The sequence below is a fragment of the Variovorax sp. AB1(2024) genome (genome assembly GCF_037482385.2).
Lineage (GTDB): Bacteria > Pseudomonadota > Gammaproteobacteria > Burkholderiales > Burkholderiaceae_C > Variovorax.
Genome location: NZ_JBBHKP020000001.1, coordinates 2,779,243 through 2,804,101, shown reverse-complemented (window position 1 = coordinate 2,804,101; position 24,859 = coordinate 2,779,243). Strand labels below are relative to the sequence as shown.

25 protein-coding genes are annotated in these 24,859 nt (G+C 68.1%); 13 read left to right on the top strand and 12 right to left on the bottom strand.

Annotation, left to right across the window (positions count from 1 at the left end; genetic code table 11):
- Window positions 1–77 precede the first annotated feature (77 nt).
- Window positions 78–1,118: an endonuclease/exonuclease/phosphatase family protein gene (locus tag WIX39_RS12985; protein ID WP_106935111.1), complete on the top strand. Its 1,041-nt coding sequence runs from the start codon at window positions 78–80 to the stop codon at window positions 1,116–1,118.
- Between the two features lie 15 nt (window positions 1,119–1,133).
- Here the strand turns inward: WIX39_RS12985 and WIX39_RS12980 are convergent, their stop codons facing one another.
- The 5 genes from WIX39_RS12980 to WIX39_RS12960 form a co-directional block, all read right to left on the bottom strand.
- A complete protein-coding gene (locus tag WIX39_RS12980) occupies window positions 1,134–2,204 on the bottom strand; it encodes an ABC transporter ATP-binding protein (RefSeq protein ID WP_409195153.1) in 1,071 nt (356 codons plus the stop codon).
- 23 nt (window positions 2,205–2,227) lie between these two features.
- Window positions 2,228–3,079 carry a carbohydrate ABC transporter permease gene (locus WIX39_RS12975; RefSeq protein WP_081268034.1) on the bottom strand — a complete coding sequence of 284 codons (852 nt, stop codon included), beginning with the start codon at window positions 3,077–3,079 and terminating at the stop codon, window positions 2,228–2,230.
- Window positions 3,076–3,957 (bottom strand): carbohydrate ABC transporter permease, encoded by an 882-nt coding sequence (locus tag WIX39_RS12970; protein WP_409195152.1) that lies wholly within the window; start codon window positions 3,955–3,957, stop codon window positions 3,076–3,078. The genes WIX39_RS12975 and WIX39_RS12970 overlap by 4 nt, the downstream gene beginning before the upstream one ends.
- Before the next feature lie 43 nt (window positions 3,958–4,000).
- Complete coding sequence (locus WIX39_RS12965; RefSeq protein ID WP_081268032.1) at window positions 4,001–5,383, bottom strand: ABC transporter substrate-binding protein; 1,383 nt, start codon at window positions 5,381–5,383, stop codon at window positions 4,001–4,003.
- A gap of 106 nt (window positions 5,384–5,489) precedes the next feature.
- Window positions 5,490–6,233 (bottom strand): FadR/GntR family transcriptional regulator, encoded by a 744-nt coding sequence (locus WIX39_RS12960; RefSeq protein WP_081268031.1) that lies wholly within the window; start codon window positions 6,231–6,233, stop codon window positions 5,490–5,492.
- A 149-nt stretch (window positions 6,234–6,382) separates the two neighbouring features.
- On the opposite strand from WIX39_RS12960, the gene WIX39_RS12955 reads away from it, so the two are divergent.
- The 5 genes from WIX39_RS12955 to WIX39_RS12935 all read left to right on the top strand — a co-directional run bounded on the left by WIX39_RS12955 (window position 6,383) and on the right by WIX39_RS12935 (window position 11,139).
- On the top strand, window positions 6,383–8,119 hold the full coding sequence (locus WIX39_RS12955) for an IlvD/Edd family dehydratase (RefSeq protein ID WP_081268030.1): 1,737 nt from the start codon (window positions 6,383–6,385) through the stop codon (window positions 8,117–8,119).
- 172 nt (window positions 8,120–8,291) lie between these two features.
- Window positions 8,292–9,203: a 2-dehydro-3-deoxygalactonokinase gene (locus tag WIX39_RS12950; protein ID WP_409195151.1), complete on the top strand. Its 912-nt coding sequence runs from the start codon at window positions 8,292–8,294 to the stop codon at window positions 9,201–9,203.
- Window positions 9,200–9,841, top strand: coding sequence for a 2-dehydro-3-deoxy-6-phosphogalactonate aldolase (locus WIX39_RS12945; protein WP_409195150.1), 642 nt, complete (start codon window positions 9,200–9,202; stop codon window positions 9,839–9,841). Before WIX39_RS12950 ends, WIX39_RS12945 begins: the two co-directional genes overlap by 4 nt.
- Window positions 9,842–9,880: 39 nt before the next feature.
- Window positions 9,881–10,618 (top strand): aldolase, encoded by a 738-nt coding sequence (locus tag WIX39_RS12940; RefSeq protein ID WP_081268027.1) that lies wholly within the window; start codon window positions 9,881–9,883, stop codon window positions 10,616–10,618.
- A 203-nt stretch (window positions 10,619–10,821) separates the two neighbouring features.
- Complete coding sequence (locus WIX39_RS12935) at window positions 10,822–11,139, top strand: hypothetical protein (protein WP_106935116.1); 318 nt, start codon at window positions 10,822–10,824, stop codon at window positions 11,137–11,139.
- Window positions 11,140–11,151: 12 nt separating this feature from the next.
- Here WIX39_RS12935 and WIX39_RS12930 read toward each other — a convergent pair whose 3' ends face one another.
- The 4 genes from WIX39_RS12930 to WIX39_RS12915 form a co-directional block, all read right to left on the bottom strand.
- Window positions 11,152–11,862 (bottom strand): SDR family oxidoreductase, encoded by a 711-nt coding sequence (locus WIX39_RS12930; RefSeq protein ID WP_409195149.1) that lies wholly within the window; start codon window positions 11,860–11,862, stop codon window positions 11,152–11,154.
- Window positions 11,863–11,909: 47 nt separating this feature from the next.
- Complete coding sequence (locus WIX39_RS12925) at window positions 11,910–13,331, bottom strand: MATE family efflux transporter (protein ID WP_409195148.1); 1,422 nt, start codon at window positions 13,329–13,331, stop codon at window positions 11,910–11,912.
- A gap of 23 nt (window positions 13,332–13,354) precedes the next feature.
- Window positions 13,355–14,668, bottom strand: a complete 1,314-nt coding sequence (locus tag WIX39_RS12920; RefSeq protein WP_409195147.1) for an MFS transporter — start codon at window positions 14,666–14,668, stop codon at window positions 13,355–13,357.
- A gap of 109 nt (window positions 14,669–14,777) precedes the next feature.
- Window positions 14,778–15,233 carry a MarR family winged helix-turn-helix transcriptional regulator gene (locus tag WIX39_RS12915; RefSeq protein WP_409195146.1) on the bottom strand — a complete coding sequence of 152 codons (456 nt, stop codon included), beginning with the start codon at window positions 15,231–15,233 and terminating at the stop codon, window positions 14,778–14,780.
- Window positions 15,234–15,308: 75 nt separating this feature from the next.
- Between WIX39_RS12915 and WIX39_RS12910 the strand changes: the two genes are divergently transcribed.
- The 7 genes from WIX39_RS12910 to WIX39_RS12880 all read left to right on the top strand — a co-directional run bounded on the left by WIX39_RS12910 (window position 15,309) and on the right by WIX39_RS12880 (window position 21,319).
- Window positions 15,309–15,857: a PaaI family thioesterase gene (locus WIX39_RS12910; protein ID WP_409195145.1), complete on the top strand. Its 549-nt coding sequence runs from the start codon at window positions 15,309–15,311 to the stop codon at window positions 15,855–15,857.
- A gap of 160 nt (window positions 15,858–16,017) precedes the next feature.
- Complete coding sequence (locus WIX39_RS12905; protein ID WP_409195144.1) at window positions 16,018–17,082, top strand: Fe(3+) ABC transporter substrate-binding protein; 1,065 nt, start codon at window positions 16,018–16,020, stop codon at window positions 17,080–17,082.
- Window positions 17,083–17,122: 40 nt separating this feature from the next.
- Complete coding sequence (locus WIX39_RS12900) at window positions 17,123–18,802, top strand: ABC transporter permease (RefSeq protein ID WP_409195143.1); 1,680 nt, start codon at window positions 17,123–17,125, stop codon at window positions 18,800–18,802.
- On the top strand, window positions 18,799–19,485 hold the full coding sequence (locus WIX39_RS12895) for an ABC transporter ATP-binding protein (RefSeq protein ID WP_409195142.1): 687 nt from the start codon (window positions 18,799–18,801) through the stop codon (window positions 19,483–19,485). Before WIX39_RS12900 ends, WIX39_RS12895 begins: the two co-directional genes overlap by 4 nt.
- A gap of 101 nt (window positions 19,486–19,586) precedes the next feature.
- A complete protein-coding gene (locus WIX39_RS12890) occupies window positions 19,587–20,267 on the top strand; it encodes a glutathione S-transferase family protein (protein WP_409195141.1) in 681 nt (226 codons plus the stop codon).
- Window positions 20,268–20,328: 61 nt separating this feature from the next.
- Window positions 20,329–20,742, top strand: coding sequence for a lactoylglutathione lyase (gene gloA, locus WIX39_RS12885; protein WP_081268016.1), 414 nt, complete (start codon window positions 20,329–20,331; stop codon window positions 20,740–20,742).
- 19 nt (window positions 20,743–20,761) lie between these two features.
- Window positions 20,762–21,319, top strand: a complete 558-nt coding sequence (locus WIX39_RS12880; RefSeq protein ID WP_409195140.1) for a DUF1697 domain-containing protein — start codon at window positions 20,762–20,764, stop codon at window positions 21,317–21,319.
- Here the strand turns inward: WIX39_RS12880 and WIX39_RS12875 are convergent, their stop codons facing one another.
- The 3 genes from WIX39_RS12875 to edd all read right to left on the bottom strand — a co-directional run bounded on the left by WIX39_RS12875 (window position 21,320) and on the right by edd (window position 24,675).
- A complete protein-coding gene (locus tag WIX39_RS12875; protein ID WP_409195139.1) occupies window positions 21,320–22,048 on the bottom strand; it encodes a haloacid dehalogenase type II in 729 nt (242 codons plus the stop codon).
- A 2-nt stretch (window positions 22,049–22,050) separates the two neighbouring features.
- A complete protein-coding gene (gene eda / locus WIX39_RS12870) occupies window positions 22,051–22,686 on the bottom strand; it encodes a bifunctional 4-hydroxy-2-oxoglutarate aldolase/2-dehydro-3-deoxy-phosphogluconate aldolase (protein WP_409195138.1) in 636 nt (211 codons plus the stop codon).
- 159 nt (window positions 22,687–22,845) lie between these two features.
- Complete coding sequence (gene edd, locus WIX39_RS12865; protein WP_409195137.1) at window positions 22,846–24,675, bottom strand: phosphogluconate dehydratase; 1,830 nt, start codon at window positions 24,673–24,675, stop codon at window positions 22,846–22,848.
- Window positions 24,676–24,859 lie beyond the last annotated feature (184 nt).

Sequence of the window (24,859 nt, the reverse complement as noted above, 5' to 3'; positions counted from 1 at the left end):
ACAGAGCAAGGGCACTTCGGTGCCCTTTTTCATTGGTGGTGCGGCACCGCCCTTGCCCGGGCCACAATCGTTACGCCATGCAATACATCCCGCCCAACTACGCCACCCTCTTCGTCGCCACCTGCAACCTTCTCAATCTCGCGAACCCGAACCGGACGTACTACGAGAACCAGGACGCCTACAACGAGCGTGAGTACGAGCGAAAGATCGACTGGACCGGCGAGCGCTTCCAGGCGCTCAACGCCGACGTGCTGGCGGTGCAGGAGGTGTGGGACGAGGCGGCACTGAAGGCCGCCATCGCCCGCAGCGGGCTGCGCTACGACTTCGTGTCTGTGCCCGGCGCCGAGAACACGCCGCCGCCCGGCAGCCCCGCCGGCACGCCCGCGAGGCCGGGGGCGCAGGGCACGCCGCGCGTGGGCATCGCGACCCGGCTGAAGGTGGACGAGGTCCGCTCCTTCGTCGACTTCCCGCCAGGCTTCGGCGTCGAGGTGCCGGGCCTGGGCGCGCACACGCGCTTCGAACGCCCGCCCCTGCTGGTCACGGTGCGCATGAAGCACGGCCAGCAGGTGCATGTGCTCACGGTGCACCTGAAGTCCAAGCGCCCGAAGTTCCTGCAGGACGCCCAAGGCAACCACCTGGAGGACCGCGACGACCGCAAGGTGGGCGTGATGGCGTCGCTGCGCTCGCTGCTGATGCGCGGCGCGGAGGCCGCGGCCCTGCGCTGCATCGTCATCGACCTGCTGCAGGGCACGAACGTGCCGCTCGTGGTGATGGGCGACTTCAACGACAACCCGCACAGCGTGACCACGCAGCTTGTGGCGGCCACCTCCGAAGTGGCCTACGACAAGGCCGCGCGCGACGTGGCGCTGTTCAACGCCTACGAGATGCAGGGCGAGTCGGCGCTCAAGAAGGACGTGGCGTACTCGCACATCCACCAGGGCTATCCGGAGGTGCTCGACCAGATCCTGGTGAGCGAGGAATTCGTCGCCACCAGCCGCCACAGCCTGGGAGACGTGCGGCGTGTCGACTACTTCAACGACCACCTGCACGAGGGACGCGACCGCTCGCGCTCCGACCACGGCTTCGTGCGCGCCCTGCTCAGGCTGCGCACGGACTGAACCCGGGCCGCTCGCTCAGCCCATGCGGCGGCCGGTCTGCCGGTCGAACAGGTGCACGCGCGGCGTGTCGATCGCCAGGTTGACGATCTCGTCGGGCCGGGCATCGACGCGGCCATGCACCGCCAGCACCAGGCGGGACTCGCCGACCTGCACCAGCAGTTCGGTCTCCGCGCCCGTGGGTTCGACCACGATCACCTTGGCCGCCACCGACTGCGCTCCGCCGCCGAGCGTGATGTCGCCGGGCCGCACGCCGTAGTGCACCGGCTGGCCATCGGGCGCCGATGTGATGGCCGGCACCGGCCAGCGCGCGCCCTGCGCCTCGACCCAGCACTCGCCGCCCGCGCGGCGCACCGTGCCCTCGATCACGTTCATCGACGGAGAACCGATGAACTGGGCCACGAACAGGTTGTCGGGCCGGTCGTACAGGTCGAGCGGCGTGCCGATCTGCTCGACGATGCCGTCATGCATCACCACGATGCGGTCGGCCATGGTCATGGCTTCGATCTGGTCGTGCGTCACGTAGACGGTGGTGGTCTTCAGCCGCTGGTGCAGCGCCTTGATCTCCGCGCGCATGGCCACGCGCAGCTTGGCGTCGAGGTTGGACAGCGGCTCGTCGAACAGGAACACCTTCGGGTCGCGCACGATGGCCCGGCCCATGGCCACGCGCTGGCGCTGGCCGCCGGAGAGCTCGCGCGGATAGCGGCCGAGCAATGCGTCGAGGTTGAGGATCTTCGCGGCGCGCGCCACGCGCTCTTCGGTCACCGACTTCTCGGCGCTGCGCAGGCGCAGGCTGAAGCCCATGTTCTCGCCCACCGTCATGTGGGGATACAGCGCGTAGCTCTGGAACACCATGGCGATGTCGCGGTCCTTCGACTCGAGGTCGTTGACCACGCGGCCGTCGATCATGATCTCGCCGCCGCTGATGTCTTCCAGGCCCGCGAGCATGCGCAGCAAGGTCGACTTGCCGCAGCCCGAGGGGCCGACCAGCACCACGAACTCGCCGTCGGTGATGTCGAAGCCCAGGCCCTTGATGATCTGGACCTTGCCGAAGGATTTCTGGATATTGCGAAAGGAAACGGATGCCATCGTGTTGTCCCTGAGTCGTTCGTTCAGCTCTTGACGGCGCCGGCGGTAAGCCCGCCCACCATGTAGCGCTTGAAGGTGTAGTAGATCGCCGCGGGCGGCAGCGCGTAGATGAGGCCGGTGGCCATGAGCAGTTCCCACGGCGAGTCGTCGGCCGAGAGGAAGTTGCCGAGCGCCACGGCCAGCGTCACGCTCTTGTCGTTGGACAGCAGCAGGAAGGCGTAGAGGTACTCGTTCCACGCCAGCAGCAGCGAATAGGTGCCCACCGCCACCAGCGACGGCACCATCAGCGGCAGGTAGACCAGGCGGAACAGCTGCAGCGGCGAGGCGCCGTCCATGCGCGCGGCCTCGTCGAGCTCATAGGGCAGCTTGTCCGACGCCTGCTTGAGCACCCAGATGCAGTAAGGCGAGGCGATGGTCACCATTGCCAGGATGAGCGCCCACTGGCTGTTCAGCAGCCCGTAGTTGCCCATGGTCTTGTACATGGGCACGGCCAGGAAGGCCGCCGGAATGAAGTACGTGAACAGCGCCAGGTTCATCACCGTGCGGCCGCCGCGCACCCGCAGCCTGCTGATGGCGAAGGCGGCGGTGGTGGCCACGAACAGCGTGAGCGCGCCCACCGACAGCGCGATCACCAGCGAGTTCCACAGCTGCAGCCAGAAGTGGTCGAGGTAGAAATGCTTCTGCTGGAACACGATGCGGAAGTTGTCCAGCGTCGGGTTCTTGGGCCACAGGTGGCCCGAGGTCGCGGAGTCCTTCGACGAGATCGCGAACAGCACCATGTGGTAGACCGGTATCAGCGTCCACAGCAGCACCGGAATGCCGATGAGCAGCAGCTTGGCCTCGGTCGCCATGGCCTTGGGGGTCCAGCGTTTCATTTCGAGAGCCTCTTCATCATGAAGTACACGAGCGGCAGCACCAGAGGCAGCGCCACCACGATGGATGCCATCGACAGGTCGACCTGGTCGAGCCGCAGGTAGCGGATGCCCAGGGTCGCGAGCACGTGCGTCAGGTCGGCGGGGCCGCCACCGGTGAGCAGGTACACGCTGTTGAAGTCGCCCAGCGTCCAGATCATCGAGAGGATGAGCGAGGTGATGTAGAGCGTCTTGAGCGCGGGCCAGCTCACGAAGCGGAATTTCTGCCACGACGAGGCGCCGTCGACCGAAGCCGCTTCATATTGCTCGGTGGGAATGGCCAGGCGGCCGGCCACGAGGATGAGCGTCCAGAACGGCAGCGACTTCCAGATGTGCACGATCATCGCGAAGGCCAGCGCCAGCGAGGGATCGTTGAGCCAGTTGGGGCCGTCGGCGCCGGTCAGGCGGAAGATGGTGCTGTTGATCACGCCCCACTCCGGGTTCAGCATGAAGCGGATCGACAGGATGGTGGGAATCGAGGGCATGGCCCACGGCAGGATGAAGATCGCCGCGACGATCTTGATCCACCAGCGCGAAGTGACGAAGAAGCCCGACAGCACGAGTGCCACGACCATCTTCAGGTTGATCGCCACGACCAGGAAGATGGCCGTGTTGATCACCGAGCGGAAGAAGATCGGGTCTTCGACCAGCTTCACGTAGCTTTGCGGATGGCGGGCGAGCCAGAGCCCGTAGCCCACCGGGTACAGCACGAACACCACGAACACCAGCAGGTAGGGCACGACCATGACCGCGCCCCAGAACTGCCAGCGCGCATGCCGCGCTCCGGGATTGACGACAGGCGCCGGTGTGGTCGGCGCGGCGGCGGTGGCAGTGGCGCTCATGGTGTGCAGCTGCTGGTGTTGACGGGTGCCGTGCGTGCGCGGCCTACTGACCCGCCACCGTCTTGATGCGGGCGATCATTTCGTCCACGGCCTTGTCCACCGGCACCTTGTCGGTCACGACGCGGCTCATGGCCTTGGCCCAGACGTTCTCGTTGTTCAGCACGGTGAACTTGTAGTTCTTGGTGAATTCGAAGGTCACGGTGCCGGCGGCGTACTGGTTGTAGACCGAGAGGCGATGCGGGTCGGCCTTCCAGAAGTCACGCTGCTGCGCGGCCTTGGTCACGGGGAACCAGCGGCCCAGCGAGCCCTCGACGTAAGGCGTGAGGTTGTCCTCCTGCATCAGGAAGGCGACGAACTCCTTGGCGCGCGCCTTGTTCTTCGCGTCCTTGAACACCACGCCGGTCTTCACCGCGGTGCGGTAGACCATCTTGCTGCCGTCGGGCTTGCTCGGGAAGCCGGCCGTGCGGATGCGCTCGGTGTAGTTCTTGCGCGCTTCCTCGCGCTGCTCCGGCGTGAGCGAGGCGTTGGTCGAGTCGTCGAGCCACTTGGCTGCAATGGAGATGGTCGCGTTGTGCGTCATCACGGTCGTCTTGTTGTGGAACGCGACGTTGTTGTCCGGGTCCTTCCAGCTGGTGGAAGAAGGCGGCGTGCAACCCTTGGTGTAGGGCGCGGTGTAGTCGGTCATGGCGCCGATCAGGCCGGTGCGCACCTTCGGATCGTCGACCAGCAGCTTGCCGTTGTCGTCGACCAGCTTGACGTTGTAGGCGTCCATGAAGGTCAGGAACGAATAGAAGGCGTCGCTCGAATCCACGCCCATGGGCTGGCCGATGCCGAAGGTGCGCTTGCCGCTTTCCTTGCGGCTGGCGGGCTGCACCTTGTCGCACCAGAACGACCAGTACTCCTTCCAGGTGGCCGGGATGTCCGACTCCTTGAAGCCGGCCTCGGCCAGCATGTCGCGCCAGTACTCGATGTGCATCGTCTGCTGCTTGATCGGGAACGCGTAGTAGGCCTTGGCCTTGGTCTGGTCGTTGTAGAGGTACGTGGTTTCCAGCGTGTTGGGCGCGAAGCGGTCCTTCATGGGCGTGAGCACGCTGCTGATGTCCTCCAGCTTGCCGTCGTAGGCCCACTTGCCGGTGACCTGGAAGTCGTACACGTCGGCGTAGGCCACGTCGGGAGGGCTGCCCGAGTCGAGCGCGGACACGGTCTTGGGGATCATGTCCTGGATCGGGTACTGCGACAGCTCGATCTTGACGTTCTTGTTCTTCTCCTCGAACTTCTTGATGGCGGCGAACAGTGCGTCGTCCTCCGCCTTGTAGAAGCCCTTGACCCACCAGACGGTGAGCTTCTCCTGGGCGGCGGCATTGCCCGCCGCTATGAGGCCCAACGCGACCAGCGTCGGCGCGATCAGCGATTTGACGAGTTTCATGCTTGTTGTCTCCTTCTCTTCTTCGGTGGAATCGGCTCGGGCGCGAGCCAGGGGTGAAAGAACCGGATGCGAACTGCGGGAAAACGCGTGGTCGGCGCCGAAGCTGCTAGCTGGCCTTGAGCCTGGGCGGCGGCCGGCTCAGGCGCGGCAGCCTGCGGCGCGAGCCGAGCACGTCCTCGATGTCCTGCCGCGCGCCGTCGATGAGGCGGATGATGGCCAGCTCGGCCTTCGCGGGGTCGTGCGCGATGACGGCGTCGAGCACCGCGCGGTGCAGGGGCAGCGACAGCGCGGGACCGTCGGGCTTGGTGGTCGATATCTCGAAGCTGGTGCGAAGCAGCGCGTTGAGCACCTTGCTCATCTGCGAGAGCATGCGGTTGCCGGCGGCGGAAAGCAGCCCGTTGTGAAAGCGCAGGTCGAAGGCGACGTACTCGCCGCCGTTCTCCACGGCCTCTTTCATGCCCGCGTAGGCGGCCTCGATCTCCTCGATGTCTTTCGCGCTCGCACGTTCGGCGGCAAGCCGCACGGCCGCGGGCTCGACCACGCGGCGCAGGTCCTGCAGGTCGCGCAGGAACTCGGGCGTGAGGCCGGCGCGCGCCTGCCAGGTGATGACGTCGGGGTCGAACCAGTTCCACTTGTCCTTGGGCAGCACGCGCGTGCCGACCTTCGGGCCGGTGACGATCAAGCCCTTGGCCGCCAGCGACTTGATGGCCTCGCGCACCACGGTGCGGCTCACACCGAGTTCCTCGCCCAGCACGGGCTCCGCGGGGATCGACGCACCGATGGCGTAACGCCCCGACACCACGGCTTCACCGAGCAGCTCGAGCGTTCGACCGTGGATGTTCTTGATCATGAGCGATGTGAATTCCGGTATCCCGCCAATCCAAAAAACAGAGGCTCTGGCAGGCTCTCCGCGCTTATCATATGATGATTGAAACTGCAGCCCGGCAGGACAAACCCTGAGGTTTGTCACCACAAAAACGGTACTCGGAGACAAACCCCATGAGCACGATCCCCAAGAAGAAACCCGGCGAACTTCGCAGCCAGCAATGGTTCGGCCGCAACGACCGCGACGGCTTCATCTACAGAAGCTGGATGAAAGGCAAGGGCGTGCCGCACGACCAGTTCGACGGTCGTCCGGTCATCGGCATCTGCAACACGTTCAGCGAACTCACGCCCTGCAACTCGCACTTCCGCACGCTCGCCGAGCAGGTGAAGATCGGCGTGTACGAAGCAGGCGGCTTCCCGCTCGAGTTCCCGGTGATGTCGCTCGGCGAAACGCTGCTGCGGCCCACCGCCATGCTGTATCGCAACCTCGCGAGCATGGACGTGGAAGAAAGCATTCGCGGCAACCCGCTCGACGGCGTGGTGCTGCTCATGGGCTGCGACAAGACCACGCCCGCGCTCATGATGGGCGCCGCCAGCGTCGACCTGCCGACCATCGGCGTGTCGGGCGGCCCGATGCTTTCGGGCAAGTGGCGCGGACAGGAGCTCGGCTCGGGAACCGGCGTGTGGCAGATGAGCGAACAGGTGCGCGCCGGCACGCTCAAGCTGCAGGAGTTCTTCGAGGCCGAGAGCTGCATGCACCGCAGCCATGGCCACTGCATGACGATGGGCACCGCGAGCACCATGGCCAGCATGGTCGAGTCGCTGGGCATCGGCCTGCCGGGCAATGCGGCCTACCCCGCCGTGGACGGCCGCCGCAACGTGCTCGCGCGGCAGGCGGGCCGGCGCATCGTCGGCATGGTGCATGAAGACATGAACATGTCGAAGATCCTCACGCGCGAGGCCATCGAGAACGCGATCAAGGTCAACGCGGCCATCGGCGGCTCCACCAACTTCGTGATCCATCTGCTGGCCATTGCGGGCCGCATGGGTGTCGAGCTCACGCTCGACGACTTCGACCGCCTTGCCGCCGAGCTGCCTTGCCTGGTGAACCTGCAGCCGTCGGGCCAGTACCTGATGGAAGACTTCTGCTACGCGGGCGGCCTACCGGTGGTGATCAAGGAAATCGCCGACCACCTGCACAAGGATGTTCTCACCGTCACAGGCCAGAGCCTGTGGGAGAACGTGAAGGACGCCGAGAACTTCAACCCGCAGGTCATCCGCACCCAGGCCGAGCCCTTCAAGGACAAGGCCGGCATCTGCGTGCTGCGCGGCAACCTCGCGCCCAACGGCGCGATCATCAAGCCCAGCGCGGCCACGCCGGAGCTGCTGGTGCACAAGGGCCGCGCGGTGGTGTTCGAGAGCGCCGAAGACCTGCACAAGCGCATCGACGACGAGAGCCTGGACATCGACGAGCACTGCGTCATGGTGCTGAAGAACTGCGGCCCCAAGGGCTACCCCGGCATGGCCGAGGCAGGCAACATGCCGCTGCCGCCGAAGGTGCTGCGCAAGGGCATCACCGACATGGTCCGCATCAGCGACGCACGCATGAGCGGCACGGCCTACGGCACGGTGGTGCTGCACACGGCTCCCGAGGCCGCGGCCGGCGGACCGCTGGCGTTGGTGCAGGACGGCGACATCGTCGAACTCGACGTGCCGAACCGCAGGCTGCATCTGCATGTGAGCGACGAAGAGCTGGCGAAGCGGCGCGAGAAATGGGTTGCGCCCAAGGCACCGCTGGATTCGGGGTACTGGAAGCTGTATGTCGACACGGTACTGCAGGCCGACCAAGGGGCCGACCTTGCTTTCCTGCGTGGGCGTCGCGGGTCTTTCGTGCCGCGCGACAATCACTAGCCACTAGGATTCAGGCTGGTTGCTGTTCGGGGGTGCGATCGCGCCGACGGGGTGCCTTGCTCCGCGAATGTCCCCCGGGGCTTCGCCCCTCCTCCTTTATTTCGCTGCGGGGAGTACCCGGCGGCCTGTGTGCACGCCCTGAACAAAAACACGACAAGACAGACAAGGACAAATGAAGAGACTGGTAGCCATCGACTGGGGCACGAGCTCCCTGCGCGGCGCCTTGCTGGATACCGACGGCAAGGTGCTGGAAGAACGCAGCGACGCGCGCGGCATCCTCACCGTGCCTGAAGGCGGATTTCCCGAAGTCTTCGAGACGCTGTTCGGCGACTGGATGCGAGCCGAAGGCACCCGCTGCCTCATCTCCGGCATGGCCGGCAGCAAGCAGGGCTGGGTCGAGGCGCCCTACTGCGCCTGCCCCGCGGGGCGCGTCGAAGTGGGCCGCAAGATCATCGACATCCACGCCATTCCCGGCAAGCGCATTGCGATCGTTCCCGGCCTGAGCGACGAGCATGACGGCGTGCCCGACGTGATGCGCGGCGAGGAAGTGCAGATCTTCGGCGCCATGTCGATCACCGGACTGGACGACGGCGTCTTCGTGCTGCCCGGCACCCACAACAAGTGGGCCACGGTCAGGAAGGGCCGCGTGACGGGCTTTCGCACCTACATGACGGGCGAGTTCTATGCATTGCTGAGCCAGCACTCGATCCTCGCCCGCACGCTCGACGCCGCTGCGCCGCTCGACGAAGCCGCCTTCCTGGAAGGCGTGACCCGCTCGGAGAACGGCCACGGCCTGCTGCACAACGCCTTCGGCGCGCGCACGCTGGCGCTGTTCGAGCGCATGCCGAAGCAGGAGCTTGCAAGCTACCTCTCGGGCCTGCTCATAGGCGAAGAGCTGCGCACGCAGTCGTTGCAGGCGGTCGGCGAAGTGGTGCTGATCGGCTCGCCCGCCCTCACCCAGCGCTACACGCTCGCGCTGCGCGCCACCGGCGTCACCACGCGCACGCTGGGCGCAGAAGCCACCTGGGCCGGACTGCACGCGCTGTCCGGCTTTCTCGACACCGACAGAACTGCAGCCGCATGACCACTCCCCTAGAAAAATTCAACGCCGCGATGCGCGAGCTGCCCCTGGTGGCGATATTGCGCGGCCTCACGCCAGCGGAAGCGGCGAACGTCGGCGACGCCATCGTCGAGCCCGGCTTCCGGCTGCTCGAAGTGCCGCTCAACTCGCCGCAACCGCTGGAGAGCATCGCGCTGATGCGCAAGCGCTTTCCGCAGGCGCTGGTCGGCGCCGGCACGGTGCTCGGCGCCCAGCAGGTGCGCGACGTGCACGCGGCCGGCGGCGAGCTGATCGTCTCGCCCAACTACAACGCCGATGTCATCGCCGAAGCCGCACGGTTCGGCATGGTCTGCCTGCCGGGCGTGATGACGCCCACCGAGGCCTTCGGCGCGCTGGCGGCCGGCGCCACCGGGCTCAAGCTGTTCCCGGCCGAGCTGGCCTCGCCCGCCGTGGTGAAGGCGCTGCTGGCGGTGCTGCCGGCCGGCACGCCGGTGATGCCCGTGGGCGGCATCACGCCCATGAACATGGCCGAATGGCGGGCGGGCGGCGCGGCCGGCTTCGGCATCGGCTCCGCGCTCTACAAGCCGGGCAAGCAGGCCGCGGCGGTGCGCGATGACGCGAAGAAATTCATCGCGGCCTGGACCGGAGTGATCCAGGCCTGACCCCCGGCCAACCCACAAGAACCAGGAGAAACCCCCACGATGTCCGCCGATTCCGATTACGCCAGCCCCGCGGTCCGCAAGCTGCGCGAAGACCTCTCGCTGGCCCTTCGCGCCGCCGCGCACCACGGGCTTTCCGAGGGCGTCTGCAACCACTTCAGCGTGATGCTGCCGGGCGCGCAGGACCGCTACCTCATCAACCCGCGCGGCCTGCACTGGAGCGAGATCGGCCCGGACGACATCGTGCTCATCGACGTGCACGGCGAAGTGCTCGCCGGCCGCCACCGCGTGGAGCCCACCGCCCTGTTCATCCACGGCGCGGTGCACCGGCTCACGGGCCATGCGGTGGTGCTGCATTGCCACATGCCCTACGCGACGGCGCTCACGATCACGGTCGACCGCGCGCTCGACCCGACCTCGAGCCAGAACGCGATGCGCTACATGAACCGCATCGCCATCGACGCCGAATACAACGGCCTGGCGCTCGACGATGCCGAGGGCGAGCGCATCGCCCGCGCCATGTCGGGCAAGGACGTGGCCTTCCTGGCGAACCACGGCGTGATCGTGGCGGGAGGCACCATCGCCCACGCCTATGACGATCTCTACTACCTCGAGCGCGCCTGCCTGCACCAGGTGATCGCGCAATCGACTGGCCGCCCGCTGGCGCCGGTCGATGCGAAGCTGGCCGCGCACGTGGCGGCACAGATCCAGGGCGAACGCGAACAGTCGGACCTGTTCTTCGAGGCGCTGCGCCGCATGCTGCCGGCGCCGCGCGGCTGAGCGTCCGGCCTACGTGCCATGGGGCCGAAGGCCTGCCCGCGGAGGTGATCCGCGGCGCAAATCTGCTTCAAAATTGTGTCCAGCTCGCGCTGCGTCCTACGCGCACGGGCTTACAGCTCTTCATCCGATTTCGCTCCAGCCTTACAAGAACTTCACACTGGGCCGCGAGGATGAGGCTTCGAAAACACAAGTGGGGATCAGAGATGAAAAAGCTTACTTTGGCATTCGGTGCAGCAGCCTTGTTGTCGCTGGCCGCATTCACCGCACCGGCCCAGGCACAGCCCGCCGGCAGCTTCATCCAGGCGCAGGTCTACGTGGTGCCGCCACCGCCGCCGCGCCCGCGCTACTACGCACCGCCGCCTCCGCCGCGCTACTACCACGCCCCGCGGCACTACCACGGCAATGACCGCTACTACCGCGACCGCCGCTGGGACGACCGCCGCCATGGTCGCCGCGACAACGACGGCGACGGCGTGCCCAACCGGTACGACCGCCGGCCGAACAATCCGTATCGCTACTGAGGGCCCGAGCCCTTATCGGGCAGGCGCCGCCGCATAGGGCGGCGCATCGCTCGACAGGCCCTGCTTGAGCTGCCGGGAGACCGCGTCGGCCAGCACCTCGACCTTGCCCGCCTCCACGCCCTCCAGGGCCTGCCGCGCGACGTCGTCGGGCGAGGCCTTGGAACCAGGCACGTGCGCGGCCATGTCGGTGTCCATGAAGGCCACGTGCAGGCTCGTGACCTGCGTGCCCTGCCCCGCCAGTTCGTTGCGCAGGCCGTTGCTCAGCGACCATGCGGCCGACTTGGTGGCGCTGTAGGTCGCCACGCTCGGGAAGGTGGTCCAGCTCAGGGCCGACAGCACGTTGACCACGGCACCGCCGCCGTTGGCCGCGAGCACCGGCGCAAAGGCCTGAGTCATCGCCCAGGGACCGAAGAAATTCGTTTCGAATTCCGCGCGCGCCGCAGCCATTGCATCGGGCGAACCCAGCAGGCTGGAGCCGCGCGAAATGCCCGCGTTGTTGACCAGCAGCGATACATCGCCGCAGGCGCGCACGGCCGCCTCGATCTGCGCGGGCTGCGTCACGTCGAGCGCCACAGGCGTCACGCCGGGCAGCGTGACGGAGCTGGGGTCGCGCGCCGCGCCGTAGACCTTGCGCGCGCCCGCGGCCAGCGCCGCCTTCGCAAAGGCGAGGCCGAGGCCGCGATTGGCGCCAGTGATGAAGACGACCGAGTCCTTGATCTGCATGATGTGCCTTTGTGTAGAGAATCGTCAGAAGAAATTGCGGCTTCGCTTCAAGCCTGCGCCACGCGGCGCAGCAAGCCGCTGGTGGTGCGCGGCCAGCCCACCCGGCCGAACCACGCACCGCCCGCGATGGCCGATGCGATCACGATGCCGTAGACCACCAGCGCAACGCCTTGCGCCGCGAACACGCCCGTGAGCCCGCCGCCCCAGCGCAGCGCCAGCCACCCGCCAGTGCCGGCCACCGCGAGCCGCGCGATGTTGCCGAGCACCGGCCACAGCAGCCGGCCCGCGCCCTGCGATGCGAAATACAGCACCAGCCCGACGCCGAAGAAGCCGTAGAGCGGCCCCACCACGCGCAGGTAGTGCGCGCCGGTCTCGAGCATTGCAGGGTCATTGCCGAACAGCAGCAGCCACGGACGCGGGAACAGCGCCGCCGCGAGGCCGATGGTCTCGGTCAACGCAAAGGCCAGCGCCGCGCCGGCCCAGGTGGCGCGCAACGCGCGTTCGCGCTGGCCCGCCCCCATGCAGGTGCCGACCATCGCGACCAGCGGTGCGCCGAGGCCGAACACCAGCGGCACCAGCAGGTACTCGAGCCGCGAGGCCGTGCCGTAGCCGGCCAGCGCGCCCGAGCCGAAATGCCCGGTGAGCGCGGTCGCGATGCCGATGGAAAGATTGGTGGCCACGGTGGACACCGCACCCACCAGCCCGATGCGCAGAATGTCGCGGAACAGCAGCCAGCGCAGCTTGAGCGCGGCCAGCGTGGGCCGCAGCAGGCTGCGCGGCGAACGCAGGTAGACGATGAGCGCGATGGAGCCGAGCAGGTAGTACAGCAGCAGCGCCATCGCGCCGCCGGCGATGCCCATGCCGGGCAGCGGGCCGATGCCGAAGATCAGCAGCGGCGACGCCGGAATCAGGAAGACCACGCCCACCACCGTCACGTTGGCCGGCACCGACATGTTGCCGGTGCCGCGGATGATGGCCGATAGCGAGTTGAACAGCCACACCAGCACCGCGCCCGAGAACACCCAGTGCGAGTAAGTGAGCGCGGCTTCGAGCGCCGGCCCCGTGCCGCCCATGACCCCGTAGAGCCAGCGCCCGCCCAGTATCAACGCGAGCGTGAAGCACAGGCCGAAGCCCAGCGCGATGACGATGGCGTGCCACACCAGCGCATCGGCATCGGCGCGGCGGCGCGCGCCGAGCGCACGGGCGATGGACGAGGCGATGCCGCCGCCCATCGCGCCGCTGGAGGTCATCTGCATCAGCATGACGATGGGGAACACGAGCGCCATGCCCGCGAGCGCGTCGGTGCCGAGCTTGCCGACGAAGTAGGTTTCGATCAGGCCGACGGAGGCCTGCGCCACCATCACCAGCACGTTGGGCGCGGCCAGGCGCAGCAGCGTGGGAACGATGGGCGCCTCGAGCAGGCGGCGGGTGCGCGGGTCGAGTTCGGCGGTGTTGCCGGGAGCGGTCATGGCGGGGCCTCGATGGGTTCGGGTCAGGCGCGTGCCGCGGCGGGCGTCACGGGTGTGCCGGCCTTGGCGGCCGGGCGGCGGATCATCATCACGATCAACGCGGCCACCAGGCAGGCCGCGCCGGCTGCATACAGCGCGGGCGTGTAGGTCAGCAGCAGCGTGCGTGCGAAGCCGGCGCCGTAGGCGGCCGTGGCGGCGCCCAGCTGGTGCGCGGCAAAGACCCAGCCGAACACCAGCCCCACCTTGGCGGGACCGAAGGCGGCGCCCGCGAGCTTGACGGTGGGCGGCACGGTGGCGATCCAGTCGAGGCCGTAGAACATCGCGAAGATGCCCAGGCCGTAGATGGTGAACTCCGAATGCGGCAGCCAGAACAGCGAGAGCCCGCGCAGGCCGTAGTACCAGAACAGCAGCTTGCGGTTGTCGTAGCGGTCCGACAGCCAGCCCGAGAGGATGGTGCCGACGAAGTCGAAGGCACCCATCATCGCCAGCACCGACGCGGCGGGCACGGCGCCCATGCCGTTGTCGCCGCACAGCGAGATGAAGTGCGTCTGCACGAGGCCGTTGGTGCTCAGGCCGCAGATGAAGAAGGTGCCCGCCAGGATCCAGAAGGTGCGGTTGGTCGAGACTTCCTTCAGCACGCGGAACGGCGTGGCGAAGTTCATGGCGGGCGCGGCGGCGGCGGGCGCGGCCGGCTGCGTGCCGGGCTTTTCACCGTAGGGCAGCAGGCCGATGTCGGACGGACGGTTGCGCATCAGGCACAGCGCCAGCAGGCCGATGAGGATGCTGCCGATCACGATCGGCACGATGGCCGAGCGCCAGCCCCAGTGCTCGATCATCCAGGCCGCGAAAGGCAGGAACGCCAGCTGTCCCGTGGCCGAGCTGGCCGTGAGCATGCCGATGACGAGGCCGCGCCGCGCCACGAACCAGCGGTTGGCCACCACCGCGCCGAGCACCAGCGCTGTCATGCCGGTGCCCAGGCCCAGCATCAGGCTCCACAGCACGAACAGCTGCCACAGCTGCGAAGCCATGGTGACGAGCGCCATCCCCAGGCCGACCAGCGCGAGGCCGGTGCAGATGACCGCGCGCAGGCCGTAGCGCTCCATGAGCACCGCAGCGAACGGGCCCATCAGGCCGAACAGCGCGAAGCGCAGCGCGAGCGCCGACGAGATCTGCTCGGTGCTCCAGCCGAATTCCTGGCCGAGCGGCTTGAGCATGGCCCCCGGCAGGCCCAGCGCGGCCGACATGGTCAGCATGGTCAGGAAGGTGATGGCGGCGACGATCCAGCCGTAGTGGATGCCGCGGCGCTGCAGCCATGCGGAAACTTGGGTTGCGAACATGGGACCTCGGATGTTGGAATGCGATGTAGAGGACGAAGAAAAAAACGGGGGCAGCGCGCGGCCATGCGCGTGATGTAAATGGGTGGGGAAAAAGCGGTGGGTGGGGGAATCAGTCGTCGGCGTCGGGTGCGTCGTCGGCGCCCAGCAGTTCCATCGACTCGTCGATCAGCAGGTGCAGCGCCAGCACGCGCTCCACGCCCAGCAGCGCATTGAGCTTCTGCTGCGCGGTCTTCCAGTGGCCCAGCGCCTCGCGCCGCTTGGCTTCGCCCTCTGGCGTGACCTGCACCAGCCGGCTGCGCGCATCGGCACCGGCGGTCTGCGCCACGAAACCCGCGGCGATCAGCGGCTGCAGGTTGCGGCTGAGCGTGGAGGCGGTCATCTTGAGTTCGGCAGCCAGGTCGACCGGGCGGCAGGGGCCGATGCGGGCCAGGTTCGACAGCAGCGAGTATTGCGTGGTCTTGAGGCCGCTTTGCGAAACCTCGGCGTCGTAGTGCTGCGAGAGGCGGCGCGACAGCTGGCGCACCTTGAAGCTGGTGCAGCCGCGGGGCTTGGTGGGGATGTCCATGGGATATTATTGTATGTGCAACTATTGCATATGCAATCAACACCGCTCCGCAAAGCCCCCAGAAGGAACACAGGCATGACACAGAACCCCAACCAGCTCGAAGGCTGGATCGCCGAAGAACGCCGCATCACCGAGCGCCTGGACGCCGGCCCCGGCCCCGGCCTCGCCCGCCCCGAGCAGATCGCGGGCAAGACCGGCCTCGAAGTGATGCAGGCCATGCTGGCCGGCGAGATTCCGTACGCGGCCATCGCCAAGACCCTGGACTTCACGATCGTGGAAGTGCGCGCCGGCGTGGCCATCTTCCAGGGCACGCCGCTGCCGCAGCACCTGAATCCGCTGGGCACCATCCACGGCGGCTGGGTCGCGACCATGCTCGACTCCGCCCTGGGCTGCTCGGTGCACACCATGATGCCGCCCGGGCGCGGCTACACGACCGCCGAGCTGGGCGTGAACTACGTGAAGGGCCTGACGCCCAAGGTTCAGCGCGTGCGCGCCGAAGGCAAGGTGATCCATTGCGGCAAGCAGCTGGCCACCGCCGAGGCCCGCCTGTACGGCCCCGACGGCACGCTGTACGCGCACGCAACCACCACCTGCCTGGTGTTCGAGCTCCCGCCGGCGCGCTGACCCCGACCTGCCCGGAAGCGGAGTAGGCCTTCGACCTGTAAGTCCAAAGGCGTCGGCCTTCGCACGCCCAGTGATAATTATTCTCATCGCCGCCGCTGCCGAGGCAACAGGCGCCGACGTTTCCAGAATATTTCACAGCCGCTTCCCGGAGGATTTCTTCATGTTCACCGAACGCAAAAGCGTCCGAGGCCGCGCCGCGCGCGCACTGTTCAGCGCCAGCGCCGCCTGGCTGGCCGTTGCCGCCCTGCCCGCGCAAGCCGCGACCGACGAACTCACGCTCTACACGACGCGCGAGCCGGCGCTGATCCAGCCGCTCATCTCGGCCTTCAGCGCGCAGAGCAACATCAAGGTCAACACCGTGTTCGTGAAGGACGGCCTGCTGGAACGCGTGAAGGCCGAAGGCGTGCGCTCGCCGGCCGACGTGCTGATGACGGTGGACATCGGCAACCTCATGGACCTGGTGGACGGCGGCGTGACGCAGCCTGTGAAGTCGGCCGCCCTCGAATCGGCCATTCCCGCCAACCTGCGCGGCGCGGACGGCCAGTGGTTCTCGCTCTCGATGCGCGCGCGCGTGCTGTACGCCGACAAGAGCCTGCCGATCAAGAGCTTCCGCTACGAAGACCTGGCCGACCCGAAGTACAAGGGCAAGGTCTGCATCCGCGCCGGCCAGCACCCGTACAACACCGCGCTGGTCGCCTCGCTGATCGCGCACGACGGCGAAGCCAAGGCCGAGCAGTGGCTGCGCGGCGTCAAGGCCAACCTGGCGCGCAAGGCCACCGGCGGCGACCGCGACGTGGCGCGCGACATCCTGGGCGGCATCTGCGACGTCGGCCTGGCCAACTCCTACTACGTCGGCCAGATGAAGAGCGCCAAGGAAGGCACCGACGCGCGCAAGTGGGGCGACGCCATCAAGGTGGTGCGCCCGACCTTCGCCAACGCCAGGAGCGGCGGCACGCACGTCAACATCAGCGGCGCGGCCGTGGCCAGGAATGCGCCGCAGCGCGCCAACGCGGTCAAGCTGCTCGAGTTCCTGGTGTCGGAACCGGCCCAGGCGCTCTACGCGCAGGCCAACTACGAATACCCGGTGCGCAAGGGCGTGGCGCTCGACCCGATCATCGGCCAGACCATCGGCGAGCTGAAGGTCGATCCGCTGCCGCTGACCGAGATCGCCAAGTACCGCAAGCAGGCCAGCGCGCTGGTCGACAAGGTCGGCTTCGACCAGTGACTTCGACGGAGCCGGGCAATCCTTGCCGGCAATTGACTGAATGAGCTTCCTGCGGCGCCGGCCGCCGGGCCTGCACGCCGCGGGCCCGGCCTGGCGCTGCGCGTCTTTCCTGATCGCCGTCGGCGTGCTCGCCCCGGTGGTCTCGCTCGCGTGGATCGCATTCGGCTCGGGCGTCGGGCATTGGGGGCCGTTGCTCGCGCACGTGCTGCCGCAGGCGGCGCTCAACACGGCCTTGCTGCTGGCCGGCGTCGGCACGCTGGTGCTGCTGATCGGCACCGGCTGCGCATGGCTGGTCACGGCGCACGACTTTCCCGGACGCGGCGTGCTGCACTGGGCGCTGCTGCTGCCGCTGGCGATGCCGACCTACATCGTCGCCTTCGCCTACCTCGACCTGCTGCATCCCATCGGCCCGGTGCAGGGCGCCATTCGATGGATGCTGGGCTTCGACAGCCCGCGCCAGTTCCGCCTGCCGGACCTGCGCTCGATGCCCGGCGCGATCTTCGTGCTGGGCTTCGTGCTGTACCCCTACGTCTACATGACGGCGCGCGCGATGTTCATGACGCAGCCGGCCCACCTGATGGAAGCCGCGCGCATGCTCGGCGAGAACCGGCGCGGCGCATTCTTCCGCGTGGCGCTGCCGCTCGCACGGCCGGCGCTGGCAGTGGGCCTGAGCCTGGCACTGCTCGAGACGCTCAACGACATCGGCGCCTCGGAATTCCTCGGCGTCAACACGCTCACCGTGGCGGTCTACACCACGTGGATCACGCGCTCCGACCTCGCAGGCGCCGCGCAGATCGCATGCGCCATGCTGTTCATGGTGGTGGCGCTGGTCTGGCTCGAACGCAACGGCCGGCGGCACCAGCGCTTCGGCTCCGCGCAGCGCATGCGCGCCGTGCAGCCACGCCGTCTGCGCGGGGCCGCGGCATGGGCTGCGACCGCCGCCGCCGCGCTGCCGGTGCTGATCGGCTTCGTGGCCCCGGCGCTGTACCTCGTCTGGGAAAGCGCCAAGCGGCTGCGCCAGGGCGGCGGTATCTCGCAGGGGCTGCTCGCGAGCCTGGGCAACACGCTGGCGCTGGCGGCGGGCGTCACCCTGACGGCCGTGGCCGCGGGGCTGGTGGTCGCATGGACCGCGCGCACGCAGGGCTCCGGCATCAACCGCGCGCGCTGGCAGGCGCGCGTCGCCACGCTGGGCTATGCGGTGCCGGGAACGGTGCTCGCCATCGGGCTGCTGACGCCCGCGCTGACCCTCGACGCGGCGCTGGCCACCGCCTTCGGTTGGCAGGGCCTGCCGCTGATGGCCGCCGGCGTGGTGCTGGTGGTGGCCTGCACGATCCGTTTCCTGGCGATGCCGGTGGGCGGCATCGAGGCGGGTCTTTCGCGCATTCCTCCGGCCATCGAGCAGGCCTCGCGGCTGCTCGGCGAAACCACGGGTGGCACGCTGCGCCGCGTGCACCTGCCGCTGCTGCGCCCCGCGCTCGCGGCCGGCGCGCTGCTGGTGTTCGTCGATGCGATGAAGGAATTGCCCGCCACGCTGCTGCTGCGGCCCGCCAATTTCGACACCCTCGCCACCTGGCTCTACGCCGAGGCCGCGCGCGGCACCTACGAGGAAGGCGCGATTGCCGCGCTCGGCATCGTGCTGGCCGGCCTTCTGCCGGTGGTGCTGCTGGCGCGCAACCAACTGGGTACGCCCGCTGCCACTTTCAGTCCGGATGCCCCATGAGTTCTTCGCTGCACCTCGATTCGCTCAGCCTCGCCTACGACACGCCGCGCGGCCCGCACACGGTGGTCGACGGCTTCTCGCTCGCGCTGGACGCGGGCGAAATCGCCTGCCTGTTCGGCCCCTCGGGCTGCGGCAAGACCACGGTGCTGCGCGCGATTGCGGGCTTCGAGCCGGTGCGCGCCGGCACCATCCGGCTGGGCAGCGTGCTGCTGTCGTCCAGCCAGGTTCATCTGCCGCCGGAGCAGCGCCGCGTGGGCATGATGTTCCAGGAGTACGCGCTGTTCCCGCACCTGTCGGCCGCGAAGAACGTGGCCTTCGGGTTGCGCCGCATGCCTCGCGCCGCGCAACATGAGCGCGTGGCCGAAATGCTTGCGCTGGTCGGCCTGGCAGACGCGGCGGAGCGCTATCCGCACGAGCTTTCCGGCGGCCAGCAGCAACGCATCGCGCTGGCCCGCGCGCTCGCGCCCTCGCCCGCCCTGCTGCTGCTAGACGAGCCTTTCTCCAACCTCGACGGCGGCACGCGCGAACGCCTGACGGCACAGGTGCGCGGCATCCTGAAGCAGGCGGGCCAGACGGCGATCCTGGTCACGCACAACGAGACCGAGGCGCAAGCCATGGCCGACCGCATCGGCGTGATGCACGGCGGGCGCATCACGCACTGGCAAGGCACCGCGGTGGCTTAGCACAAGGGCGTCTTTTCTCGAATGGGCTTTTCGGGAAAAGGTTGTTCGGCCCCGCAAGAATCGCGGCGAGCCGAAACACCTCTTCGAGAACGGAAAGCCCCATGTCCCCGACACTCACCCTCGTCAGCCACCTGCTGTGCCCGTACGTCCAGCGCGCCGCCATCGCGCTGCATGAAAAAGGCGTGCCCTTCGAGCGCGTCATGATCGATCTCGCGAACAAGCCCCAGTGGTTTCTCGACATCTCGCCGCTGGGCAAGGTACCGCTGCTGAAGGTGCGCCGGCCCGACGGCTCCGAGGCCGTGCTGTTCGAGAGCAACGTGATCTGCGAGTACCTCGAAGAAACGCAGCCCGGCGCGCGCCTGCACCCCGAAGACCCGCTCGCGCGTGCCCAACACCGCGCTTGGATGGAGTTCGGATCGGCCATCCTCGCCGACCTCTGGGGCTACGAGACCACTCAGGACGCCGCCGTGTTCGAGCAGAAGCGCCTTGCACTCGCAGCGAAGTTCGAACGCTTGGAAGCCACGCTCGGCGACGGCCCCTATTTCGCGGGCAGCAGCTTCAGCCTGGTCGACGCGGTTTTCGCGCCGGTGTTCCGCTACTTCGAGGTGTTCGACGCGATCAGCGACTCGCGCGTGTTCGACGGCAAGCCCAGGCTCAACGCATGGCGGCAGGCACTCGCGGCTCGCCCCAGCGTGCGCGATGCGGTGGTGCCCGAGTATCCGCAGCACCTCATGGCCTTCCTGCAAAAGCACCAGGCCCACCTGCTGACCCTGGCGGCTTGATCGCCGCGCGCGGAGGCCGACAATAGCGGCCTCCCCCTTCATGACTACAAGGCACCACGAGATGCGACTTCTTCACACCATGCTGCGCGTCGGCAACCTCCAGCGCTCCATCGACTTCTACACCAAGGTGCTCGGCATGAACCTGCTGCGCACGTCGGAAAACCCCGAATACAAATACAGCCTCGCCTTCATCGGCTACGGCAAGGGCAACCCCGACCAGGCAGAGATCGAGCTGACCTACAACTGGGGCACCGAGAGCTACGAACTCGGCACCGCCTACGGCCACATCGCGCTCGGCGTGCCCGACGCCTACGCGGCCTGCGAAAAGATCAAGGCGGCGGGCGGCAACGTCACGCGCGAAGCCGGCCCCGTCAAGGGCGGCACCACCGTCATCGCCTTCGTGACGGACCCCGACGGCTACAAGATCGAGCTGATCCAGCGCGACGAAGGCGCCGCCGGCGGCGGCCTGCGCTGAACCCGGGCGTAGCTGCGCCATGCCAGGCACGAAGAAGGCCACAGGCACGATCCGCCATGTCGCGCTGCTTCGCGGCGTGAACGTCAACGGCATCACGATCAAGAGCGCCGAACTGAAGGCGCTCTTCGTCGAACTGGGCTTCGGCGCGGTGCGCACCGTGCTCGCCAGCGGCAATGTGCTGTTCGACACCGACGAAAGCGACGACGACGCATTGCGCACCCGCATCGAGCAGGCCCTGCGCAAGCGCTTCGGCTACGACGCATGGATCGTGCTGCTCGCGCAGAAGACCATGGCAGCCATGGCCGCGGACTACCCCTTCGAACGCATCGACGACGAGCGGCATCCATACCTGGTGTTCGGCTCCGACGCCGCCATGCTCGACGAGATCATCGAGAAGGCCGGCACCGTCGATGCCAAGGTCGAGCGCCTGAAGCGCGGCAAGGGCGTGCTGTATTGGGAATGCCCGCGCGGCGAAAGCACCGACACGCCAGTCGCCAAGCTGCTGGCGAAGACCCGCTACAAGTCGAGCACCACCGCGCGCAACCTGCGCACGGTCGAGAAGCTGCTCACGGACTGATCAGCAGCCCAGCAGGTCGGCCAGCTCATTGATGTCGCGCGCATGCAGATGGTTGTCCGGCTGCGGCGACACGTCCTTCGGCCTGGCGCGGCCGAACTCATGCGGGCGCTCGATGTACGCCGTCTTCAGGCTGCAGGTGCGCGCGGCGGCCAGGTCGTCGTGGTGCGCCGCGGCCAGCATCACTTGGCCGGGCGTGGCGTCGAACACGCCCGCCACGCCCAGGTAGGTGCGCGGGTCGGGCTTGTAGGCCTTGAACACCTCGGCCGACAGCACGCAGTCCCAGGGCAAGCCGGCGCGCTTGGCCATTTCGGTGAGCAGGCCGATGTTGCCGTTCGACAGGGTGCAGATGGTGAATTTCTTCTTCAGGCGCGTGAGTCCGGCCACCGCGTCGGGCCAGGCCGGCAGCCGGTGCCACGCGCGGCTCAGTTCGCGCTTGGCGGCGGTGTCGAGGCGGTCGGCCAGGCTGAAGTCGTGCAGCACCTGTTCGAGCATGCTCAGGTGCAGCTCGTCGAGCAGGGTGAAGCCGCCCTCGCCCGCGGCGATGCGCTCCATCACCGCCTTCATCGCGGGCTGGTAGCCCGCGCGCCACGCCAGCGCGAACGCGGCGCCATCGACACCCGGCAGCGCGCTCTCGGCCTCGGCCGCAATGCCGCTGTGCCAGTCGACCACCGTGCCGAAGACGTCGAACGCGATGACCTTGAGGTCGCTCGCGTCGAACCCGGCGCGCATGGTCAGCGCGGCAGCTGGCTCGCGGCGCGTGCCAGCTGCTCGATGCGGGCCCAGTCGCCGTCGCGGATGGCGTCGGTCGGCACGATCCACGAACCGCCCACGCAGGCCACGTTCGACAGCGCGAGGAACTCCGCCGCGTTGCCCGCGTGGATGCCGCCCGTGGGGCAGAAGGTGACGTCTCCGAACGGGCCTTGCCAGGCCTTCAGCATCGGCAGGCCGCCCGCCTGTAGCGCGGGGAAGAACTTCAGCTGGGTGTAGCCGTCTTCCTGCGCGGTCATGATCTCGCTGCCGGTGGCCACGCCGGGCAGGAGCGGCAGGCCGAGGTCGTGGCAGGCCTTGCCGACGGAGCGCGTGTAGCCCGGGCTCACGCCGAACTTTGCCCCGGCCAGCGCCGACGCCTGTGCATCGGCCGCGCTGCGGATGGTGCCCGCGCCGGCCACGGCCTCGGGCACTTCCTTGGCGATGGCCTCGATGCACTGCAGCGCTTGCGGCGTGCGCAGCGTGACCTCGAGCATGCGGATGCCGCCGGCGACCAGGGCGCGCGCGAGCGGAATCGCGTCTTTCACGTCGTTCAGCACGATGACCGGGATGACGGGTGCGTCACGCATCACGTCGAGAGGGGTGAGTTTGTCTGTCATCTCATGGCTCCATAGATTTCGTACAGCCCGCAGCCTGGAACTGCGCAGGGCTCGATTCCAGAAACACCGCGGAACCGGCTTTGCCGGGCCGCTGGTGTTGCCCCCGGTAGGGGGAAGGCGAAGCGACACGAAGTGCGCGCAGCCTGGGGGCGAGCCTGATCACAGCCATGAGCAGGCTCCTTCTTCTGCAGTCAATGCGTTTCTGCGCATGCCGGCGAACAGCTCGCGACCTAGGCCGCGTCCGTCGGCGTTGCGCTGTGCTTCGGGCAGCGTCGCGATTTCGCGCGCGGCCCATTCGTCTTCGGGCAGCAACACGGCGAGCGTACCCGCCAGCGAGTCCAGCCGGATCACGTCGCCGTCGTGCACCTTGGCGAGCGGGCCGCCGGCGGCCGCTTCGGGTGACACATGGATGGCGGCCGGAATCTTGCCCGACGCGCCGCTCATGCGGCCGTCGGTTACCAGCGCCACGCGGAATCCCTTGCCCTGCAACACCGACAGCGGCGGCGTGAGCTTGTGAAGCTCGGGCATGCCGTTGGCCTGCGGGCCCTGCCAGCGCACCACGCAGACCACGTCGCGCTCAAGCTCGCCGGCGGTGAAGGCCTTGTGCAGCGCCGCCTGCGAGTCGAACACGCGCGCGGGTGCTTCGATGACATGGCGGTCGTCCGGCACCGACGACACCTTGATGACGCTGCGGCCCAGGTTGCCGCTCAGCAGCTTCAGGCCGCCGGTGGCGCTGAAAGGGCTGCTCACCGGCCGCGCGACGGCGTCGTTCTTCGACGGTGCGGCGGAGGTCCAGCGCAGCTGCTCGCCTTCAAGCTCGGGGACGTTGGCGAATTCGCGGATGCCGCCGGCGCGCACGGTGAGCACGTCGCCGTGCATCAGGCCGGCGTCCACCAGTTCGCCGATCACGAAGCCGGGGCCGCCGGCCGCCTGGAATTCGTTCACGTCGGCGCTGCCGTTGGGGTACACGCGGGTCAGCAGCGGAATGATGTCGGAGAGCCTGGAGAAGTCGTCCCAGTCGATCACGATGCCGGCCGCGCGCGCCACGGCCACCCAGTGGATCAGGTGGTTGGTGGAGCCGCCCGTGGCCAGCAGCGCGACCATGGCGTTGACGATGCAGCGCTCGTCGACCATCTCGCCGATGGGCGGGCACTGGAAGGCAGCCTCGCCGGCCTTGCCCAGCACCGTGCGCACGGCCTCGCGCGTGAGCGTTTCGCGCATCGCGTCGCCGGGCTGGATGAAGGCCGTGCCGGGCACGTGCAGGCCCATGGCCTCGAGCAGCATCTGGTTGCTGTTGGCGGTGCCGTAGAAGGTGCAGGTGCCCTGCGTGTGATAGGCCGCCATTTCGGCGTCGAGCAGCCCCTGGCGGCCGACGAGCCCCTGCGCCGCCTGCTCACGCACCTTCGACTTGGCGCCGTTCGACAGGCCCGAGGGCATGGGGCCGGCGGGCACGAACACGGTCGGCAGGTGGCCGAAGTGCAAGGCGCCGATCAAGAGGCCCGGCACGATCTTGTCGCACACGCCGAGCATCAGCGCGGCGTCGAACATGTCGTGCGTGAGCGCGATGGCGGTGCCCATGGCGATCACGTCGCGGCTGAACAGGCTCAGCTCCATGCCGGGCGTGCCCTGCGTGACGCCGTCGCACATGGCCGGCACGCCGCCGGCCACCTGCGCGGTGGCACCGAGGCGGCGGGCCTCCTGCTTGATGATGTCGGGGTAGCCCTGGTACGGCGCGTGGGCCGAGAGCATGTCGTTGTAGGCGGTGACGATGCCGATGTTGGGTGCGCGCTCGGCCACCACGCGGAATTTGTCGTTGGCCGGAATGCCGGCCACGGCGTGCGCCACGTTGGCGCAGCCCATGCGGTCAGAGCCGCGGTCTCGGTTGCGGATCTCGGCCAGCTGGGAGAGGTAGGCGCTGCGCGGCCCATGGCTGCGCTCGCGGATGCGATCGGTGACGTCGCGGACGGTGGGGTGTGTGCTGCTGCTCATGGGGATAGTGGCTCTTGCTGCGTGTCGCCGGGGCGACTGTGGGCCTGGAGGCCCATGGTACCAAGCCGGGCGCCGCGGGCTGATGAAATCAGGACGCCGGGCGATACGAATTTACTCAGTCATGCCCCACGAGGCGGCGCGCATGAAAAAAGCCCGGCGGACCGGGCTATTTTTGGCTTGCGAG